At 63.9% G+C, this 18,915-nt stretch carries 12 protein-coding genes; 6 read left to right on the top strand and 6 right to left on the bottom strand.

Features of this window, described 5'->3' with window-relative positions; genetic code table 11:
* The first annotated feature begins 182 nt into the window (after window positions 1–182).
* Window positions 183–2,648, top strand: coding sequence for a reprolysin-like metallopeptidase (locus ACVWYF_RS08515; RefSeq protein ID WP_457066619.1), 2,466 nt, complete (start codon window positions 183–185; stop codon window positions 2,646–2,648).
* 163 nt (window positions 2,649–2,811) lie between these two features.
* Here the strand turns inward: ACVWYF_RS08515 and ACVWYF_RS08520 are convergent, their stop codons facing one another.
* The 5 genes from ACVWYF_RS08520 to ACVWYF_RS08540 form a co-directional block, all read right to left on the bottom strand.
* Window positions 2,812–4,050 carry a serine hydrolase gene (locus ACVWYF_RS08520; RefSeq protein ID WP_457066621.1) on the bottom strand — a complete coding sequence of 413 codons (1,239 nt, stop codon included), beginning with the start codon at window positions 4,048–4,050 and terminating at the stop codon, window positions 2,812–2,814.
* An 11-nt stretch (window positions 4,051–4,061) separates the two neighbouring features.
* Window positions 4,062–5,177, bottom strand: a complete 1,116-nt coding sequence (locus ACVWYF_RS08525) for a mandelate racemase/muconate lactonizing enzyme family protein (RefSeq protein ID WP_457066623.1) — start codon at window positions 5,175–5,177, stop codon at window positions 4,062–4,064.
* Between the two features lie 89 nt (window positions 5,178–5,266).
* Window positions 5,267–6,388, bottom strand: a complete 1,122-nt coding sequence (locus ACVWYF_RS08530) for a S41 family peptidase (RefSeq protein WP_457066625.1) — start codon at window positions 6,386–6,388, stop codon at window positions 5,267–5,269.
* Between the two features lie 248 nt (window positions 6,389–6,636).
* Window positions 6,637–7,032 carry a hypothetical protein gene (locus ACVWYF_RS08535; protein ID WP_457066627.1) on the bottom strand — a complete coding sequence of 132 codons (396 nt, stop codon included), beginning with the start codon at window positions 7,030–7,032 and terminating at the stop codon, window positions 6,637–6,639.
* Window positions 7,033–7,083: 51 nt separating this feature from the next.
* The gene (locus ACVWYF_RS08540; RefSeq protein ID WP_457066629.1) at window positions 7,084–9,561 is read right to left on the bottom strand and encodes a glycoside hydrolase family 31 protein; all 2,478 of its coding nucleotides are present in this window, start codon (window positions 9,559–9,561) and stop codon (window positions 7,084–7,086) included.
* Between the two features lie 212 nt (window positions 9,562–9,773).
* Between ACVWYF_RS08540 and ACVWYF_RS08545 the strand changes: the two genes are divergently transcribed.
* From ACVWYF_RS08545 to ACVWYF_RS08560, 4 genes are all read left to right on the top strand, one after another.
* On the top strand, window positions 9,774–11,171 hold the full coding sequence (locus ACVWYF_RS08545) for a glycosyltransferase (protein WP_457066631.1): 1,398 nt from the start codon (window positions 9,774–9,776) through the stop codon (window positions 11,169–11,171).
* Window positions 11,172–11,250: 79 nt separating this feature from the next.
* Window positions 11,251–11,721, top strand: coding sequence for a YdeI/OmpD-associated family protein (locus ACVWYF_RS08550; RefSeq protein WP_457066633.1), 471 nt, complete (start codon window positions 11,251–11,253; stop codon window positions 11,719–11,721).
* A gap of 191 nt (window positions 11,722–11,912) precedes the next feature.
* Window positions 11,913–13,787: a glycoside hydrolase family 13 protein gene (locus ACVWYF_RS08555; RefSeq protein WP_457066635.1), complete on the top strand. Its 1,875-nt coding sequence runs from the start codon at window positions 11,913–11,915 to the stop codon at window positions 13,785–13,787.
* A 290-nt stretch (window positions 13,788–14,077) separates the two neighbouring features.
* Window positions 14,078–14,740: a TonB family protein gene (locus ACVWYF_RS08560; RefSeq protein ID WP_457066637.1), complete on the top strand. Its 663-nt coding sequence runs from the start codon at window positions 14,078–14,080 to the stop codon at window positions 14,738–14,740.
* A 206-nt stretch (window positions 14,741–14,946) separates the two neighbouring features.
* Here ACVWYF_RS08560 and ACVWYF_RS08565 read toward each other — a convergent pair whose 3' ends face one another.
* The gene (locus tag ACVWYF_RS08565) at window positions 14,947–16,995 is read right to left on the bottom strand and encodes an alpha amylase C-terminal domain-containing protein (protein WP_457066639.1); all 2,049 of its coding nucleotides are present in this window, start codon (window positions 16,993–16,995) and stop codon (window positions 14,947–14,949) included.
* Window positions 16,996–17,141: 146 nt separating this feature from the next.
* Between ACVWYF_RS08565 and ggt the strand changes: the two genes are divergently transcribed.
* Complete coding sequence (ggt, locus tag ACVWYF_RS08570; protein WP_457066641.1) at window positions 17,142–18,893, top strand: gamma-glutamyltransferase; 1,752 nt, start codon at window positions 17,142–17,144, stop codon at window positions 18,891–18,893.
* Window positions 18,894–18,915: the final 22 nt, after the last annotated feature.

The raw sequence follows: 18,915 nt of genomic DNA on the forward strand, positions 1-18,915 counted from the left end.
CTACACCTTCACTTTTGCGTAGCGCTGGGAGCAGAAGGGCTTCTGCGCGATGCAGTCACCGAATCATTTCGTTTTCTAACTTGTATTTTGCACCACGTTAGCCCTCATTTGGCGGGGGCAAAAGGCAATAGTGGTTTTGCACTGTACAATTATTGCATAATACCCGACTGTGCTTGACCTATATGAATTTCGGATACGGCAAGGTTTCTTTTGCGCTGGTTTTTTCCTCCCTGTTGCTGTGCCCCAAACCGGGCCGCGCCCAAACCCCGGCCCCGCTGTGGCAGCCGGCCCCGGCCCTGGCACCGGCCGCCCGCAACGGCGATGCCGGCCCGAAAACCACCGGCCGCTGGTTTACCCTCGATGCCCCGCAGCTGGCCGCCCGCCTGGCCAGCGCCCCGCTCGCAACCAAACCCGCCGGCGCCGTCACGTTGGAGCTGCCCTACCCCGATGGCACGCTGCACCGCTTCGCCCTCACCAAAGTGCCGGTGATGGCCCCGGCGCTGGCCGCCCGCTATCCCCAGATTCAGACCTATGCCGGGCACGGGCTGGACGAGCCCACCGCCTCGGTGCGCCTCGAAACCTCGCCGGCCGGCCTGCACGCTCAGGTGTTGGACCTCACCAGCGCCCTCGTAATTGAGGCCGCACCCGGCACCGCCAACCGCTACCAGAGCCACCCCGACGTGCTGCCGGAGTTTGCCTGCCAAGCCCTGCGGGTGCCGGGCCGGGCGCGGCGGCCCACCGGGGGCACCCCGCCCACGCCGCCGGCACCGTATGGCAGCCAGCTCCGCGTGCTGCGCCTGGCCCTGGCCGCTACCGGCGAGTATACCCAGCAGCTGGGCGGCAACAGCGTAGCCACCACCCTGGCCAGCATGGTGACGCTGGTGAACTCCCTGAACGCGGTGTATGAGCGCGACCTGGCAGTGCGCCTGGAGCTGGTGGGCAATACCGACCAGCTTATTTTTACTAACGCCGCCACTGACCCTTACAACAACAGCGACGTGGTGAGCCTGGCGAACGACAACCAGGCCGTGGTGGACAACGCCATCGGCACGGGCAACTACGACCTGGGCCACGTGCTGGGCTACCTCGGCGGCGGCTACTCGGGCATCGCCTACGTGGATGTGACGTGCTTCGACCAGTATAAGGCCAGCGGGGCCTCGACGGGCAGCTCGGCGGGGTTGATGGCGACGGTGATGACGCACGAAATGGGCCACCAGCTCGGCTCGGAGCATACGTTCAATGGCGACAAAGTCAATTGCAGCGGCGGCAACCGCAGCCTCACGCTGGCCTTTGAGCCGGGCGCGGGCAATACCATCATGTCGTACGACTCGCGTTGCGCCCCCGACAACGTGGGGCCGGGCATCAATTACTTCCACGCCGGCAGCCTGAGCGCCATCGTGCCCAGCCTGAGCGCGGCCTGCGGCACCTTCACGGCCACCGGCAACCAGCCGCCCAGCCTGAGCGTGCCCGCCAGCAACACCTACACCATTCCGCTGGGCACCCCCTTCACCCTCACCGGCAGCGGCACCGACCCCAACGGCGACGCCCTCGCCTACTCCTGGGAGCAGCTGGACATAGGCAATGCCAGCGGCCTGGCCGGCGCGGCCACCGATGCCTCCGGCCCGCCACTATTCCGCAGCTTTGCGCCCGTGGCGAGCCCGGCCCGCACGTTTCCGAACCTAACGTCGCTGCTGGCCAACACGGCCTCGCTGGGCGAAATATTGCCCCAGGTGGCCCGCACGCTTAACTTCCGCCTCACGGCGCGCGACAACCACAGCGGCGTGACCGGGGCCAACGTGACCCTGGCCGTGGCCTCGGCCGGTCCTTTTGCCGTGACGGCCCCCAGCGCGGCCTTCACGGCGGCTCCCGGGAGTTCCTACGCCCTCACCTGGAGCGTGCTAGGCACCGACCAGGCCCCGGTGAGCTGCCCCGCCGTGCAGGTGCTTTTCTCGACCGATGGGGGCCTGACCTTCCCCACCGTGCTGCTGGCCAGCACGCCCAACGACGGGGCGCAATCGGTGCAGCTCCCCAACGTGAGCACCACCAGGGGCCGCTTCAAAATTCAGGCCCTGAACAACGTGTTTTTCGCCGTGAATAATGCCGACATTACCCTAACGGGTGCCCTGCCCGTGGAGCTGACGGCCTTTACGGCCGAGGCCCACGGCCCCACGGCGCACCTGGACTGGCACACGGCTTCGGAGAAAAACAACGCCGGCTTTGCCATTGAAGCCTCAACCGATGGCACGGCCTTCCGCCGCCTGGGCTGGGTGCCGGGCCAGGGCAGCAGCACCAGGCCCCGCAGCTACCAGTTCGACGACGCGGCGCTGGCCACCTACCCCGGCCCCACGGTGTACTACCGCCTCCGCCAGCGGGATAACAACGGCGCGGAAAGCCTCTCGCCGGTGCGGGCCGTGGCCGTCGGGTCGGTGGACCGGTTGCAGGTGTGGCCCAACCCGGCGGCGGGCACGGTCACGGTGGCGGGTCTGGCGGCGGGCCAGCGGGTGCAGGTGCTCGACCTGACTGGCCGGGTGCGGCTCACAGCTACGCAGGCCGGCCGCGGCGCGCTTCAGCTGGAGCTGGCGGCCCTCGCGCCCGGCCTGTACGTGGTACGCGGCAACGGCGCGGCCGTGCGCTTGGTGGTGAAGTAGCTAACCGCCAGCTTCCTTTAAACAGGTTTACGCAAGAATACCTCTACTTATTTCCCGCAGTGTTCGCAGTGGTTAAAACCGCAGTGGGCGCGGTGTCCGGCTAGCAAAACACTGCGCCCACTGCGGTTTTAACCACTGCGAACACTGCGGGAAACAACCTCTTCTACTTCTTAAACCAGTTGGAACGGCGCGCGCGGCGGCATTCGGCCTCGTACATGCGGCGGCCCAGGTCGCGCAGGAAGGGGAAGCCGATGCGGTCGTACTCGTATTTATCGTCGTTCAGCACGCCGTCGGCATTCACGTAGAGCACCGCGCTGAGCAGGAATTCGACGCCATTGCTTTCGTCCTGCACGTAGGCGTTGTCGATGAGGAAGCCGTAAGCCTGGCCGATTTTATTGAACACCCGCACGCCCGGCGGCAACGGCGCGATGCCGCCCCCACCCAGCAGGAATTTGGCGTAGGTATCGGGGTAATGCGCGGCGTCGTAGCGCGGGTGCGGGCTTTGGCGCGGCAGCTGCGAGAGGACCTCGCGCAGCAGGGCATAGTCCTGGGGCAGCAGGCGCAGGCGGCGGGCCGGCGGCTCGCTTTCGGGAAACAGAATCAGGCGCAGCAGGTGCTGCAAGTCGGGCAGTGAAAACGCGTTTTTCCGCGTGAAATCCAGCGGGCCGACCACTGTTTGCGCTCCGTTGATATAGGCTTCGCCGATGTGCTCGCCCCGCAGGCCCAGCCGGGGCCAGGGGCCGGCGTAGTAGCCGGCGGGCCGGGCCAGAATGACTTGCGTGGCGGCGGTATCGGCGTAGAACGCGACGGGGTTGGTGTGCCGGCTGCCGGGCTCCTGGTCGCCCACGGCCAAGCGGTGCAGCAGCCGGCTGTGGCGCAGGCCCAGGCGGGCCAGCTCCCGGTTCAGCTCCTCGGGGCCCACGAACTCATACAGCCGGTTGAAGGCGTCGTTATCGCTCACGAGGAGCGCCTTGCGCACGTAGTTGGCCAGCGTGGGCCGGCCGCTGGCGCTGCTGGTATCACGCCGCACCCGCGTCTGCCCCGCGAAGGCCGAATCGGTGAGCATCGGCAAATCGGGGCCGAGGCCGGGATATTGCGCGCTCAGGCCGCGCATTTTTTGCAGGGCCAGGGCGGCGGCGGCCAGCTTCACGGCGCTGGCCGGGTAGAAGTATGCGCGGGGCCGCAGCCGGTAGCCATAGGTTTTGAAATGGGCCACGCCCGCCGCATCGCGCCGGATGCGGGTGTACTGCACCTGCAAACGATAGAAGCCCGGCCGGGCCAGCACCCGGCCCAGGCCCGTGGTATCGGGGCGCAGCACTTGGCGCAGGGCATTGGGGCGAAGCTGCGCGCCAGCGGGCCGGCTCAGCAGGGCCAGCACCAGCAGCAGGCCGCGGATAAGCATACTCCTTCGCATCAGCAATGCACTTGTTGGGCTTTGCGCAGCCAGGCTTCATCAATGGTGGCCCCCAGCCCCAGGCCGGTGGGCAACTCAATCACGCCGCTGGGGCGGTAGCGGATGCCGCCCACCACGGGGTCCTCGGTGAACAGGAGCGGGGTGTCGAAATCGCAGTGGTGAATGGCGGGGTTGCTCAGGGCCAGGTGGGCGGCGGCCGTCATGCCGAGGCGCGATTCGAGGAAGCCGCCCACTTGCAGCGTGAGGCCGGCGGCCTGGCCCAGCTTCGCAATTTTCTGCGCCCGGTGAAAGCCGGAGGATTTGCCCAGCTTGATATTCAGCAGCTGGCAGGCCCGGAGCTGGATGAGGCGGGCCGCGTCGTGCTCGTCGCCGCAGCTTTCATCGGCCATGATGGGGATGGGCGAGGCGGCCGATACCCGGCTCAGCTCCATGAAATGCTGGCGCAGAATGGGCTCCTCGCAGTGCTCGATGTTGAACTCGCCCAGCGCCTGGAGCACGGCAATCGCGTTATCGGCCGTGGCCCAGCCCTGGTTGGCATCGATGCGCAGCGGGTGCGTGGGGCCGATGCCCGCCCGGATGGCCCGCACCCGGGCCACGTCCTCCGCCAGCGTCCCGCCCAGCTTCACCTTGATGGCCGGGAAGCCCTCCCGCTGAAAGCGCACGGCATCGGCCCGCATTTTATCGGCGGGGCCGAGGCTTACGGTCATGTCGGTGGTGAGGATTCTGTCGTTTTTGCCGCCCAGAAATTCGTAGAGCGGCAGGCCGGCGTGCTGCGCCGCAATGTCGTGCAGGGCAATATCGAAGGCGCTTTTGATGCTGCTGTTGCCGTAGATGATGCGGTCCAGCTCGGCCAGGCAGCCGGGCAGGTCCAGCGCGTCGCGGCCCTTGAGGGCGGGGGCAAAGTACTGGCCCACGATGAAGCCGGTGTCCACGCTCTCGCCGTTGATGGTGAGGAAGGGGCTGCACTCGCCGTAGCCGGTGTGCCCATCGGCTGTGCGCAGCACCACCACAATATTTTCGACCGCCAGCAGCGGGCCGAGGGAAATAACGAACGGCTCGCGCAGCGGCACCCGCAGCTGGTAGATACTGATGGCGTGGAGGATGGTACCGGGCATGGAATCAGGAGTTGGGCCGCAAAGTAGCGCGAACTTTCAGTTCGCGTCTCCGCGCCGCTCGGCACAGTCGTGTACCAGCCGGCGTTTCTTTATTTCCGGCCGGCCGGCTGCTGCTTTAGCTCGGCCAGGGCGCGCACGACCACGGGGTCTGCCATCCGCGCCAAATCCTGGCGGGTGTTTTTGACGGTGATGCCGACCGGGGTGCCGGTGCCTTCGTAGCACACCTTGCGGGCATCGTAATACCGCTGGTTGGAGAGCGAAACCAGCCACTTGTTGGGCAGCGTGAAGCCGTACATATCGGAGTAGATGCCCCGGCTATTCTCGCCGATGAGCTGGGTGTGCGGCAGCTGCCGCATGAGCATGGCAAACACGTCGCCGGCGCTCACGGTCTTGTCGTTGGTGAGCACCGCTACTCTGCCGCGATACGGGGCCGGGCCACGGGGCGCGATGGTCCAGGTTTCGGGTTTTTCCAGTTCCTCGTAGCCGCCGCCGCGCTGGCGGGTTTGCTTGTACATGCCCACCAGCGGGCGGGCGGTGAACCGGCCCGCCATTTCGAAGCTGAACTCGTCGTTGCCGCCGATGTTGTCGCGCACGTCAATAATCAGCCCCCTGGAGCCGGCGAATTTCGGGAAGAGCGTATCGAGCAGCTTGCCGAGGGCCACGGCATCGGGTTTGTTGTCGGCTTCCTGGTCCACGAAGCAGCGGTTGAACCGGAGGTAGGCCCACTGCGCCGACACGGCGTACCGGAACAGCGGCTGGCCTCGGAAATCCGGCCCCAGGGTCTGAACCGGGCCAAAGCCATTCTGGGCCAGCGTGTGGTCCACCATTGCCCAGAACCGGCCGCGCAGGCTGTCGGTGGGAAACTCCCGGGCAAACCGCGAGGGCTTCACCGACTTGAACTGCTTCACGCCCGGCACAATCAGGTTGATGTGGTTGTCCTGAAACGGGGTCAGCATGGCCGAAAACACGGCGTAGAGCGAATCGGGCGGGGTGGTGGCCGTGACGCGGGGCCGGTACTGCCGGTAGGCCTGGTGCCAGTCGATGCGGCGCAGCTTGAAAAACGCGTAGTTGTCCTCGAAGGTGTGCCAGAGCACTTCAAAGTTCAGCTCCGGGGCCGACAGCAGCGTGTCCTTCGGGTATGAAACGGGGTTTTGGGCGTGCGCCACCGTGGTGCAACCCCACAGCATGACCACCAGAAAAAGCTTTTTCATACAGGTATTTGGTATAGCAGCGCCCAAAGTAAGGCCATCCGGCTTATCACTGCGGCAAGGCCCTTTACGCCACCACCGACGCCCGCAAATACGCCGACTACGTGGTGACCGACACGCCCGCGCCGGCCGTGCCGCCCGTGCCGGGCAAGGCGTAGCGGCCGGGTGGGTGGGAACGAAACAGGGCACCCCATGGGGTGCCCTGTTTTGGTTTTGGGTGGCTGGCTTGGTTGGCACGCGTCAGTACAGCCTCAAGGGGCGAGCAAATCCTCTACACGGTAGGTGTAGTGGCCCGCGCTCTGTTCGGCGAAGAGGGTACACCGAAGAACCAAGTCGCTCGGAGCTCCATCTACGCACAAGCGGATGTCGGCGAAGAGTTCTGCGTGCTTCCCTTCCCCAAGCGTCAAATAGGCTTTGGGGACTTTGTGCGGTAAGGTAATGCGTTGCCCGTGCTCAGCCAGAACGACGTTGAGGTCTTCGACTGCACATCGACTGGCTTTGCCGCCCCGAAGCGCCTGCTCAATACCCCCACTGCTTAACAGATGTACGATGTGCTGAATAGTTGCCCATACCAATTCCTTGTCAAATCTGTGCATACCAGCAAGGTAATTCTGGTTCAGTAAAACGGCAGTTTTTATTTGTTGCAAACAGAAAAGGTGCCCCATGAAGCGCCTTTTCTGTTTGCAACTTTAAGAAACTTAAGCAGCCGGTGCTACCTCCCCCTTACCCGCCCCCGCCAGCACGACGCGCACGCGCACCTCGCCGAAGCCGACGGGCACCACCAGGCCGGGTAGCACCAGCCCCGTTTCCAGCGTTTCTGCTGATACGGTGGCGGGCTGGCCGTCGGTGGTTACGTCGATGGCACCGGCCACGCCGTGCAGCACCACGCGGTAGGTGGCGTAGCTGGGCGCGTAGTCGCCTTCGATGGCCTGGGTGAGGACGAGGTCGGTGGCGGAGCCGGTGACGGTGAAGCGGCGCACGGTTTTGTGGCCTTCGAGGTAGGCGTAGCCTTCGCCGCCGTCGTCGTAGAGGACGCTCTCGGCGGTGCCGTTTTTGTAGTACACGTGCAGGGTGAGTTCGGTGACGGGGGTTTCGCCCACGTACTGCATTACCGGCTGCATGGTGATGACCGCGCCGGCCTTGACGAAGAGCGGAATGCGGGTGAGGTCGGCCGCCGCCCAGACTTCGCTGCCACCGGCCTGGGGCGTGTCGGTCCAGTAGTAGAACCAGTCGCCGCGGGGCAGGTACATCCAGCGGCCATCGGCGCCGGGCTGGGTGATGGGGCACACCAACAGGTGGTCCCCGAGGCCGAACTCGGCCATGCGCAGGTAGGTTTCGGTGTCGTTCTGGTCGAGGAAGGTGAGCGGGCGCAGCATGGGCGTGCCCTTGGTGGCGTACTGCCAGAAGGCGGTGTACATATAGGGCAGCAGGCGGTAGCGCAGCTCGATGAAGTGGCGGGCCAGGTCGGTCACGGTGTCGCCGAAGCTCCAGGGTTCCTGGTCGCCGTGGTCGCCGGAGGAGTGGGTGCGGAAGAACGGGTGGAAGGCCCCCAGCGCAATCCAGCGGGCGTAGAGCTCGCCGGTGGGCGTATCCACGAAGCCGCCGATATCGGAGCCGATGAAGCTGAAGCCCGAGATGCTCAGGCGCTGGCACTGGATGTTGGCCAGCCAGAGGTGCTCCCAGCTGGCGATGTTATCGCCGGTCCAGCCGGAGGAGTAGCGCTGGCCGCCGCTGTAGGTGCTGCGCGTGATGGTGAAGGGCCGGTTGGGGAAGCTGAAGCGCGCCACCCCGTCGTTGGTGGCGCGGGCCATCTGCATGCCGTAGATGTTGTGGGCCTTGGCGTGCGAGGCGGCGTGGCCGTCGTAGTCGAAGCGCACATCGGGCGGGAAGGTGCCCTTCTCGAACACCGCCGGCTCGTTCATGTCGTTCCACACGCCCTTCACACCAATGTCCTGAATCAGCTCTTTGAAGAGGCCGGCCCACCACTCGCGTACGCGGGGGGCGGTGAAATCGGGGAAGTTGCAGAGGCCGGGCCACACGGAGCCCTTCATCAGCGGACCATCGGCGCGGCGGCAGAAGTAGTCGTTTTCGATGCCCTCTTTATAGACCGAATATTCGGGGTCAATCTTGATGCCGGGGTCGATGATGACGATGGTTTTGAAGCCGTCGGCGGCCAGCTCCTGCACCATGCGCTTGGGCTCGGGAAAGTGCGATTTGCTCCAAGTGAAGCAGCGGTAGCCCTCCATGTAGTCGATGTCGAGGTATAGCGCGTCGCAGGGAATCTGGCGGTCGCGCAGACCGCTCGCAATTTCCTTCACGTTGCTTTCCGGGAAGTAGCTCCACTTGCACTGGTGGTAGCCCAGCGTCCAGAGCGGCGGCAGCTCGGGCGGGCAGGTGAGCAGGGTGTATTCCTCGGTCACCTCCAGCAGCGTGGGGCCGTAGATGAAGTAGTAGTTCAGCTCGCCGCCCTGCGCCCAGAAGCTGGTGACGTCGGCGCGCTCGGCCGCGAAGTCGAAGCTAGCCTTAAAGGTGTTGTCGAAGAAGATGCCGTGCCCGATTTTCTGGTGCAGCACATGATAGAACGGGATGTTCTTGTAGAGCGGGTCGGAGCCCTTCACGTAGCCGTAGGTGTCGGAGCCCCAGTTGGTGAAGCGCTTGCCGCGCAGGTTCATGTTGTCGGGCTTGTCGCCGAGGCCGTAGTAATGCACGCCGGCGGGCACCTGCTTGCTCATCTTCACGATATCGTTGCCGGTGTCGTAGTCGTACTCCCAATGGAAGCCTTTTTCATCATCGCTGAGAATAGTGCCAGAGCGGTCGAGCACCCGGGCCTTCAGATTTTCCTTCTGCACAATGCAGATGAGGCGCTCGGTGGTGATGCGGTAGTGGTCGGGCTTTTCGCGAAATTCCACCTGCGCGGGCGTCAGGCGCGAGACGGCATCGGCGGGCACGGCGTAGGAGAAATCGGTATTTAAAGGCCCGTCGGTGAGGTAGCGGAAGCGGATAATCTTGTCGCTGAGTACGTGCAACAGCAGGCGCACGCCGTTCTGGCAATTGAAGAGGAAGCGGTGGTTGCCGAGGTCGTCGGCCCGGATGATTTCGCCGGGATAATGTTCCTGGTGGCTTTGGGCCGCCAGGTCGTTCACCATGTAGTTATTTTCCTGAATCGTGGTATCCATAAAGTAATTCTGAGCAGAAGGCAAAAACCGGAACGAAGCCGGGCAAAAAAAGACCGGCCGGGCCGGTGAGACACGCAAGTTACTTTTTTCTGAATCCGCCAAACGAGTTTTTTCGGCAAATGCGACCTCGTTGCCGTAGCATTGGGAGTTAATTCACGGCCAAGCGCCACCCCCCAGTGGTCGGCCGACTGAATTCCCTTCCCGTTTTGCCCATGACCCCGCCCGAATTTTCCGTTTTGCTGCTGGCCTGGGACGATGCCGACCCCACCGTGGCCGTGCTCGGCGGCGCGGCCCTGCCCCCCACCCTGCCCCTGGTGTACCAGTTGGCCGCCCGGCAGCCCGTGCTGGCCGTTTATCCGCACCTGCCGGCCAGCAAAACCCCGGTTAAAAATGCCGCCAATGCACCGCAAGCCCCGGCAGCGCCGGCTGCGGCCACCTCAAAAATGACCAGCCCGAAAACCGCCACTGCGAATGATTCCGCAGCTGTTGCGGCCGCCTCTGAGGCTTCCATAGATGCATTGGCTACGGCGGTGAATGGGCCGGGCGTGCAGGTATTGCCCACGCTGGTTTCGGGGACGCAAACGGTGGTTGCGGCCTTGCAATCGCGCATTGTAGGGCTGGCCGATTTGGCGGCTGCTGCTGCGGTGGAGCCTGCGGGGCGGCGCGCCTCGGCGGCTCTGCGGAAGCCTTTGGCGGGTTCGCCGCTGGCGCCGGCCCCGGCTCCCAGCCGCAGCCAGTGGCCTACGGGTGCCAATGCGCCCGCGCTGGCCGGCCAGTGGCAAGCGCCGGCCGCGCCGTACCTGGGCGCGGGTTCGGGCGGGTTTTTCCCGCCGCCGCCCGCGCCGCCCCGGCCGCTGACGGCTGGGCAAGGTACCAGCGCGGGGCAACCGGCAACAAGCTCCGGTGCCGGGCAGCCGAATGGAGCCGCGACATCCGCCGCCACTTCAACACCCACGGCCACCCTGCGCCTCCGGCCGCACCCGCAGGCCGGCGACCTGAATTTCGACCCCGACCCGGAGCTGCCGGCCGTGCAGCACCCCGCCATTTTTCAGGAAACCACGGAAGAAATTGGCGCGGCCGAAGCCGCCGATATTTCGGCTCCCGAAGATGATATTGTACCCAACGCGCCGGCTGCTGATACTGAAAGGCCTGAAGCGGCCCGCGCAGTCCCTGTTCCGGCCCCAACCGCTGCCACACCTACCATCCCCGCCGTGCTCACGCCCCGGCTCGACGGCCTGAACTTCCGCATGATTCAGTATGCCCGGCAGGCCGCGCAGCTGGTGCGGGGCCGCTCCGATTTCGGGGTGATTTATGCGCCCAGCTGGCCGGCGTGGCTGGCGGCGCTCGAAATCCGCAACAGCTCGGGCCGGCCGCTGGTGCTGTATGTAGCCAGCCTGGCCCTCGACCTGCCCAACCCCGCCGAGCACGGCTACCAGCTCGAAATGGAGCGCATGGCCATGCGCCGCGCCCGCCTCGTGCTGGTACCGGACGAGGCCCTGCGCCGCCGCCTGCTGGCCCTGTATGAGGACGCCGCCGGCAAGGTACGCGTGGTGGCGGCCGACGACGAAACCGCCGTGCAACAGGCGCTGGGCGAAGTGGCAATGGGCTAAGCCCGCCACGGCGGCTTCATTGCGAAATGGCTTACTTTGTTGAAATAAGCCCTTTTTCAACCCCAAAACTCCGCCCCGTATGCAGCCTGAACACGAATTTGAAGCCGTATTGGAAGCCGGTGATGGCGATGGCGGCGTGTTCGTCGTAATACCTTTTTTGGTGCCCGAAGTGTATGGCACCAAGGGCCGCGTGCCCGTGCAGGTCACCTTCGACGGCTACCCGTACCAAGGCAGCATCACGCCCCTCGGCGACGGCCACCACGCCCTGCACGTCCTCAAGCAAATCCGCAAAGCCGTGGATAAAACCATCGGCGACACAGTGCGCGTCACGCTTTCGCGCGATGTGGTGGAACGCAAAATGGAAGCCCCCACCGACCTCGCCGAACAGTTGGCTACCAACCCCGCCGCGGCCGCCTATTTCGACAAGCTGGCCTACACCCACCAGCGCGAGTTCGTGCGCTGGCTGGAAGGAGCCAAGCGCCCCGAAACCCGCGCCCACCGCCTGGCCGAGACAGTGGAAATGCTGGGGCAAGGGCGCAAGCGCGGGTAAAACGACGCTCTCGAATATTTTTTGAAGAAAATACGGTCATGCTGAGCGCAGCCAGAGCATCTCTACAGCTGTAGTAAATCTTTCGTTTGGATTACTTACACAGTAGAGATGCTTCGACTACGCTCAGCATGACGTTCTAATAATCGAAATTACTAACAACCCACACCGTCAGTTTCCCACCGACTCTCGTCATGAAAAAACGCTACCTGTTGCCTTTCCTGGCCCTGCTACTCCCGCATCTATCCAATGCCCAAACCGCCGCCAGTATCGACCGCGTGAACCCCACCAACTGGTGGGTGGGTATGAAAAACCCCAGTGTGCAGGTACTCATCCACGGCCCTGGCGCGGGCACGCTGGCCTACAGCATCAGCTACCCCGGCGTGAAACTGGTAAAAAGCAGTACGGTTGAAAATCCCAACTATGCTTTTCTCGACCTGACCATTGCGCCTACGGCCAAGCCCGGCCGGGTTCAGATTATCGGTAAAAAAGGTAGTCAGACGATAACCCAGACCTGGGAAATCCGCGCTCGCGATAACGCCCCCAAAGCCCAGGGCGTGACCGCCGCCGACTTTATCTATCTGGCCATGCCCGACCGGTTTGCCAACGGCGACCCGGCTAACGACAAGTTCGCCGATATGCGCGACCCGAACATGGACCGCGCCAATCCGTTCTTCCGCCACGGCGGCGATTTGCAGGGCGCGGCCCAGCGCATCCCCTACCTCAAAGACCTGGGCGTGACGGCCGTATGGTTCACGCCGGTGCTGGAAAACAACCAGCCGCTCACCAACGAGGGCGGCACTATGCGCGCCTCCTACCACGGCTACGGCTTCACCGACCAATACAACGTGGACCGCCGCCTGGGCGGCAACGCAGCCTACAAAAGCTACGTGCAGCAGGCCCACGCCGCCGGCCTGAAGGTGGTGCAGGATGCCGTGTACAACCACGTCGGCAACACGCACTGGTTCCTCCAGGATTTGCCCATGAAAAGCTGGCTGCACCAGTGGCCCACCTACACCAATACCACCTACCGCTACCAGCCCATCACGGACCCGCACGGCGCACCTTCGGACCGCAAAGTCACGCTCGACGGCTGGTTCGTGCCCTTCCTGCCAGACCTGAATCAGAGCAACCCCTATGTGGCTAATTACCTGATTGAAAATGCCATCTGGTCGGTGGAGAATTTTGGCATTGATGCCTGGCGCATCGACACCTACATGTATAATGACCAGCCGTTTATGAACCGCTGCAACGCGGCGCTGCTGGCCGAATACCCCCGCATTCACATCTTCGGCGAATCGTCGGTGAACAACGTGGTGGACCAGTCCTATTACACTAAAAACACCATCGGCTTCCCCTTCAAATCGAACCAGCCGGGCACCCTCGATTTCGTGCTCGAAAGCGCCATGCTTGATGCCCTGAGACAAGGCGTGAGCTACGATGGCGGCGTGCAGCGCTTCTACCAGACCCTGGCCCAGGACGCGGTGTACCAAGACCCCACCAAGCTCGTCACCTTCCTCGACAACCACGACCACAACCGCTACCTCTCCGAAATCGGCGACGACCTCGACAAGTATAAAATGGGCCTGACCTGGTTGCTCACCACCCGCGGCATCCCGAGCATGTACTACGGCACCGAAATCCTGATGAAGAATTTCAAAGACCCCACCGATGCCGAGGTGCGCCGCGATTTCCCCGGCGGCTGGCCCGGCGACAAGGAGGACAAATTCACTCCCGCCGGCCGCACCGCCCGCGAAAACGAAGCCTTCGACTTCGTGAAAAAACTGGCCACCTACCGCCGCGACCACAAAGTACTGCACGACGGCCAGCTGATGCAGTACCTGCCCGAAAACGGCCTCTACGTGTACTTCCGCTACGATGCCAGCGGCACGGTAATGGTGGCCTCGAATACCAGCGACAAGCCCGCCACGCTGTCCACAGCCCGCTTCGTGGAGCGCGTGAATGGCTTCTCGAAAGCGCGCAACGTGCTGACGGGCGAAAGCCTGAGTAGCATTGCGAGCCTGGCGCTACCCGCCAAAACCGCCGTGGTGCTGGAGCTGCTGAAGTAGCGGCTTGACTGGCGCGCTGCCAATCAATCGGAGCAAAATAAGCTGCTCGAAATGACTCTTGAAATCTGCTTTTCGAAGTTTACGAAACTCATGTCTAAATCGAGTTTCGTAAACTTCGAAAGGTGAACCTGTTTACTAGACTCTACTTGGACAGTAAACACTATTCAAATTACTCACAGGTTCCTATAGGCATCGGTTCACGGAAAGGAGGGTTCATGACAAGCCATGAACCATTCATATTCAGCACAATGGCTATCTTCACGCTTTCATCAACCCCTACTCCCATTGCCATGTTGCAACACCAAAATTCCATGCGCCGCTGGAAGCAGTGGCCCGTGCTGCCCATTCTTATCGCGCTGGCGCTGGCTGGTGGGGCTGCCAAAGCACAGTCTACCCCGGCGGGCGTTCAACTCTCTTTTCCACGCAATGCCGATAAGAAAACTTTTCAGGGCAAGGTATCGGAAGCAATGCGACAGGACTCGCTGCGCACGGGTGGCAAATTTGAGCCGGGAACCAAGCAGCGGGTTTCCGTGGACAGTCGCTCTGACCAACCCAATCAGACGATTACGGTCACCCGGGTGCCCATCACCCCGCCTGGAGTGCCGCCCGTTACGCGCAGCGGCCATAAGATATATACCTACGTAGAGCAAATGCCGCAGCTAGGCGGTGGTGGGGGCATTCCGGCGCTGGTGCAGGCCGTGCAAAGTAAAATCAGCTATCCGAAAGCCCTTCCTGGGGAAGTATTGCCCAGTGGTAGGGCCTTTGTCAGCTTCGTGGTCGATACGGATGGCACGGTGCAGGATGCCAAAATTGTAAAAGGCCTGAACTCGGCATTCGATGCGGCAGTGGTGGCAGCCGTGAAGCAGTTGCCCCAATTTGAACCCGGCAAGCAGGCTGGACAGCCGGTGGCGGTGGTCTATACCATACCGGTTGAATTTAAGGCCAAGCCCTAACGAGCACCTAACCAAACGGTGATATAACTTAGTATTCGCGCAAAAGCAGCCGTCATGCAGAGCGTAGCGAAGAACCTCGCTCGCATCTTTAAACTATTGATTTACTGCGGCGAGCGAGATGCTTCGCTGCGCTCTGCATGACGTTCTCTTACTCGTTTACTTTTGCGCGACTACTTAAATTCACCGCCGCTCAACGTTTCTAAGCATTACTCCCGTGCCAGCACCAGCGCCACCCGGCTCGGCACGTACAGGCTGAGCTGGTGCTCAAACGTCTCGTACTCAAATGCTTCATCGGGCCGGTCGAAGCCGCCGAAACGGCTGTTGTCCGACGAGAGCACCACGCGGTACTTGCCTTCCTCCGTCACCCAGAAGCGGTAGTCGGTCAGGCTTTTTTCGACGTGGAAATTGACCACGAATACCAGCCCCGCGCGCTCGAAAATCAGGACTTTGTTTTCCTCGTCGTGCTTCAGTAAAACGGCCGGGCCGGCCCCTAGCAGGTGGCGGGCTTTGGCCAGGTGAATCATGGCTTTGTCGAACTCGCCCAACTGGTGGTATTTCAACTCGGGGTTGTCGCCCAGGCTCCACTGGCGGCGGGCGAAATGGTAGCTCCAGCCGTTGCCCTGGCGGGGAAAATCGACCCATTCGGGATGGCCGAACTCGTTGCCGATGAAGGTGAGGTAGCCCTCGCCGCCGGCCGCCAGCGTGAGCAGGCGGATGAGCTTGTGCAGCGCCACGCCACGGGCCGCGCCCGGGTCGCCGTCCATGACGTGCATGTGGGTGTAGATGCCGGCATCAATCAGCCAATGCAGCAGGGTTTTGTCGCCCACCAATGCTTGGTCGTGGCTTTCGGCGTAGGCAATGGTTTTCTCGCCGGCGCGGCGATTGGTGAGGGTGTGCCAGAGGTCGCCGAGGGGCCAGTTTTCATCAGGCGTGTGCTTGAGCAGCTTAATCCAGTAGTCGGGGATGCCCATGGCCAGGCGGTAGTCGAAGCCCACGCCGCCCTCCTTAATGGGGCGGCACAGGCCGGGCAGGCCGCTCATGTCCTCGGCAATGAGGAGGCTCCCTTTTTTGAACTCGTGGGCCAGCGTGGTCGCCAATTGCAAATACAGAATGGCGTCCTCATCGGCAGCCGCGCCAAAGTAGTTGTCGTAGCCCACAAAGGCCACGCCCTCGCCGTGGTGCTGGTAGAGCATGCTGGTCACGCCATCGAAGCGGAAGCCGTCGAAGTGGAATTCCTCCAGCCAGAAGCGCAGGTTGCTGAGCAGGAACTGCTGCACCTCGGGCCGGCCGTAGTCGAACAGCTTGCTGTCCCAGCCGGGGTGGTTGCCGCGCTCGCCTTTGTGGAAATAAAGGTTGCCGGAGCCGTCAAAATCGGCCAGACCCTCGGCCTCATTTTTCACGGCGTGCGAATGCACGATGTCGAGCAATACGGCAATGCCGCGCCGGTGGGCTTCATCAATGAGAAACTTCAGGTCTTCGGGCGTGCCGAAACGGGAGCTGGCAGCAAACAAATTGGCGACGTGGTAGCCGAAGGAACCATAGTACGGGTGCTCCATTATAGCCATGAGCTGCACAGTGTTGTAGCCGTCGGTCTCGATGCGGGGCAGGATATTTTCGGCGAATTCGCGGTAGGTGCCCACGCGGCTTTCCTCGGTGGCCATGCCTACGTGGGCCTCGTAGATGAGCGGCTCGGCCACGGCGGTAGCGGGCTTGAACTTCTGGTCGGTCCAGCGGAATTCGGTTTCCGGCCGCCAGATTTGGCCGGCGAAGTCCTTGGTTTCCTCATCCTGCACGGCGCGGCGCAGGGTTGCCGGCAGGCGGTCTTTGCCCTGGCCGTTGGCCGCGACGTGTACCTTATAGCGGCTGCCATGGCTGAGGCGCTGGTCAAACTCGGTATCGGGCAGAAACACTTCCCACACGCCAAAATCCAGCTTTTGCAACGGGTTGGCCCCGCGGTCCCAGCCGTTGAAATCGCCAACCAGCGACAAATAATCAGCCCCCGGAGCCCACTCGCGGTACACCCAGCCGCCCCGGCCGGCGTCGTGGTTCAGGCCCAGCTGCTGGTGCGCGGTGGCGTAGTTCAGCAGGGAGCCGTGGTATTGCTCGATTTCGGCCAGGCGGGCCTGCAGGCGGGCCAGGCGCTGGCGCAGCACGGGCTCGTAGGGCGCGAGCCAGGCGTCGTTTTTCACGAGGGCGAGCGGGGCCGGGCGGCGGGCCTTGGAAGCGGCGGAGGCAGTGGGTTTCGACGGAGCCATGATGCGGGAAGGTTTGGGCCAAAAGTAACGCGCCGCCACTGCCGGCCCGGCAATGGCAGTAGCTCAACGGCAATTTATAAGAACTGACCGGCAATTTCGGCTCTGCAATAGTAATCCGCTGAAACATGGCGTTATTTTGCCTAATGATGAGATACCGTCTCCTGACCATTCCGCTGGCGCTGCTGCTGGCCTGCTCGGCCGAGCGGCCGGTCACGTCCACCTCGCGGGCCTTCGAGGGCTCGCTGGGTACGCCGCCGCCCAAGGCCGCCGCGCCCAAGCTCGCCCGCTACGCCATGGTGGTATCGGCCCACCCCGAAGCCTCCAGAATTGGCACCCAGATTCTGCTGCGCGGCGGCAACGCGTATGATGCGGCCGTGGCCGTGCAGTTTGCCCTGGCCGTGGCGTTGCCCGTGGCGGGCAACATCGGCGGCGGCGGCTTCCTGCTCTACCGCGACCGCAACGGCTCGGCCGGCTCGCTCGATTTCCGAGAAACCGCCCCCGCCGGCGCTACTCGGGATATGTACCTGGACAAAGCCGGCAATGTGGTGCCCGGCCTGAGCACCGCCGGCCCGCTGGCCGTGGGCACGCCCGGCACCGTGGCCGGCATGGTGACCCTGCACAAGCAGTTGGGCAAGCTCTCGTGGGCCACGCTGGTGCAGCCCGCCGTGGCCCTGGCCACGCGCGGCTTCCCGCTCACGGCCAAAGAGGCCGCCGGCCTCAACCGCACCCGCGCCGATTTTCAGCAGTACAACCCCGGCAACCCGCCGGCCTACCTGCGCCCCGGTGGCGGCGAGTGGCAGGCCGGCGACACCCTGCGCCTGCCCGAGCTGGCCCGCACCCTCACCCGCGTGCGCGACCAGGGCCGCGCCGGCTTCTACCGGGGCGAGACCGCCCGCCTGCTGCTCAGCGAGATGAAGCGCGGCGGCGGCCTTGTGAGCCAGGCCGACCTCGACGCCTACAAGGCCAAATGGCGCGAGCCCCTGCGCGGCCACTACCGCGACTACGATGTCATCACCATGCCGCCGCCCAGCTCGGGCGGCGTGGCCCTGCTGCAAATGCTGCAAATGCTGGAGCCCGTGGACCTGGCCCAGGCCGGCTACCACACGCCCCTGGCCGTGCATTACCTCACGGAGGCCGAGCGGCGCGTGTACGCCGACCGCGCCACCTACCTCGGCGACCCGGATTTCGGCTTCGTGCCCACCCAGAAGCTGCTCGACGTGGACTACAACCGCCAGCGGGCCGCCTCCCTGCGCCCCAGGGGCCGCGCCACCGCCAGCGCCGCCGTGGCCGCCGGGGCCAAGCTGCCCGGCTACGAGAGCGACGAAACCACCCACTACAGCATCGTCGATGCCCTCGGCAATGCCGTGAGCTGCACCACCACCCTGAATGGGGCCTACGGCAGCAGAGTAGTAGTGCCCGGCGCGGGTTTTTTGCTCAATAATGAAATGGACGACTTCTCGGCCAAGGCCGGCGTGCCCAACGCCTACGGCCTGGTGGGCGGCACCGCCAACGCCATCGCGCCCGGCAAGCGCATGCTCAGCAGCATGACGCCTACCATCCTCACCCGCAACGGCAAGGTGGCGCTGGTGACCGGCACACCCGGCGGCAGCACCATCATTACCAGCGTGTTGCAGTCCATAATTGGCATTGTCGATTACGGCCTGAACGCCCAGCAGGTGGTGACCGCGCCACGCCTGCACCACCAGTGGCTGCCCGATATCCTCGACGTGGAAGCCGGCGCGCTGCTGCCCGTGGCGCAGGACACGCTGCGCGCCCGCGGCTACCACCTCAACCCGCGCCTGCCCTGGGGCCGGCTCGACATCATCCACATCCTGCCCGAAGGCACCCTGGAAGGCGGGGCCGACCCGCGCGGCGACGATACGGCGCTGGGATATTGATTAGTGGTCAACGGTTAACCGT

The organism is Hymenobacter sp. UYAg731 (assembly GCF_054061335.1).

What these genes read in the sequence shown, in the direction of transcription:
- ACVWYF_RS08515 (WP_457066619.1), top strand. Translation starts at nt 183, where the DNA reads ATGAATTTCGGATACGGCAAGGTTTCTTTTGCGCTGGTTTTTTCCTCC.
- ACVWYF_RS08520 (WP_457066621.1), bottom strand. Translation starts at nt 4,050, where the DNA reads ATGCTTATCCGCGGCCTGCTGCTGGTGCTGGCCCTGCTGAGCCGGCCC.
- ACVWYF_RS08525 (WP_457066623.1), bottom strand. Translation starts at nt 5,177, where the DNA reads ATGCCCGGTACCATCCTCCACGCCATCAGTATCTACCAGCTGCGGGTG.
- ACVWYF_RS08530 (WP_457066625.1), bottom strand. Translation starts at nt 6,388, where the DNA reads ATGAAAAAGCTTTTTCTGGTGGTCATGCTGTGGGGTTGCACCACGGTG.
- ACVWYF_RS08540 (WP_457066629.1), bottom strand. Translation starts at nt 9,561, where the DNA reads ATGGATACCACGATTCAGGAAAATAACTACATGGTGAACGACCTGGCG.
- ACVWYF_RS08545 (WP_457066631.1), top strand. Translation starts at nt 9,774, where the DNA reads ATGACCCCGCCCGAATTTTCCGTTTTGCTGCTGGCCTGGGACGATGCC.
- ACVWYF_RS08550 (WP_457066633.1), top strand. Translation starts at nt 11,251, where the DNA reads ATGCAGCCTGAACACGAATTTGAAGCCGTATTGGAAGCCGGTGATGGC.
- ACVWYF_RS08555 (WP_457066635.1), top strand. Translation starts at nt 11,913, where the DNA reads ATGAAAAAACGCTACCTGTTGCCTTTCCTGGCCCTGCTACTCCCGCAT.
- ACVWYF_RS08560 (WP_457066637.1), top strand. Translation starts at nt 14,078, where the DNA reads ATGTTGCAACACCAAAATTCCATGCGCCGCTGGAAGCAGTGGCCCGTG.
- ACVWYF_RS08565 (WP_457066639.1), bottom strand. Translation starts at nt 16,995, where the DNA reads ATGGCTCCGTCGAAACCCACTGCCTCCGCCGCTTCCAAGGCCCGCCGC.
- ggt (WP_457066641.1), top strand. Translation starts at nt 17,142, where the DNA reads ATGAGATACCGTCTCCTGACCATTCCGCTGGCGCTGCTGCTGGCCTGC.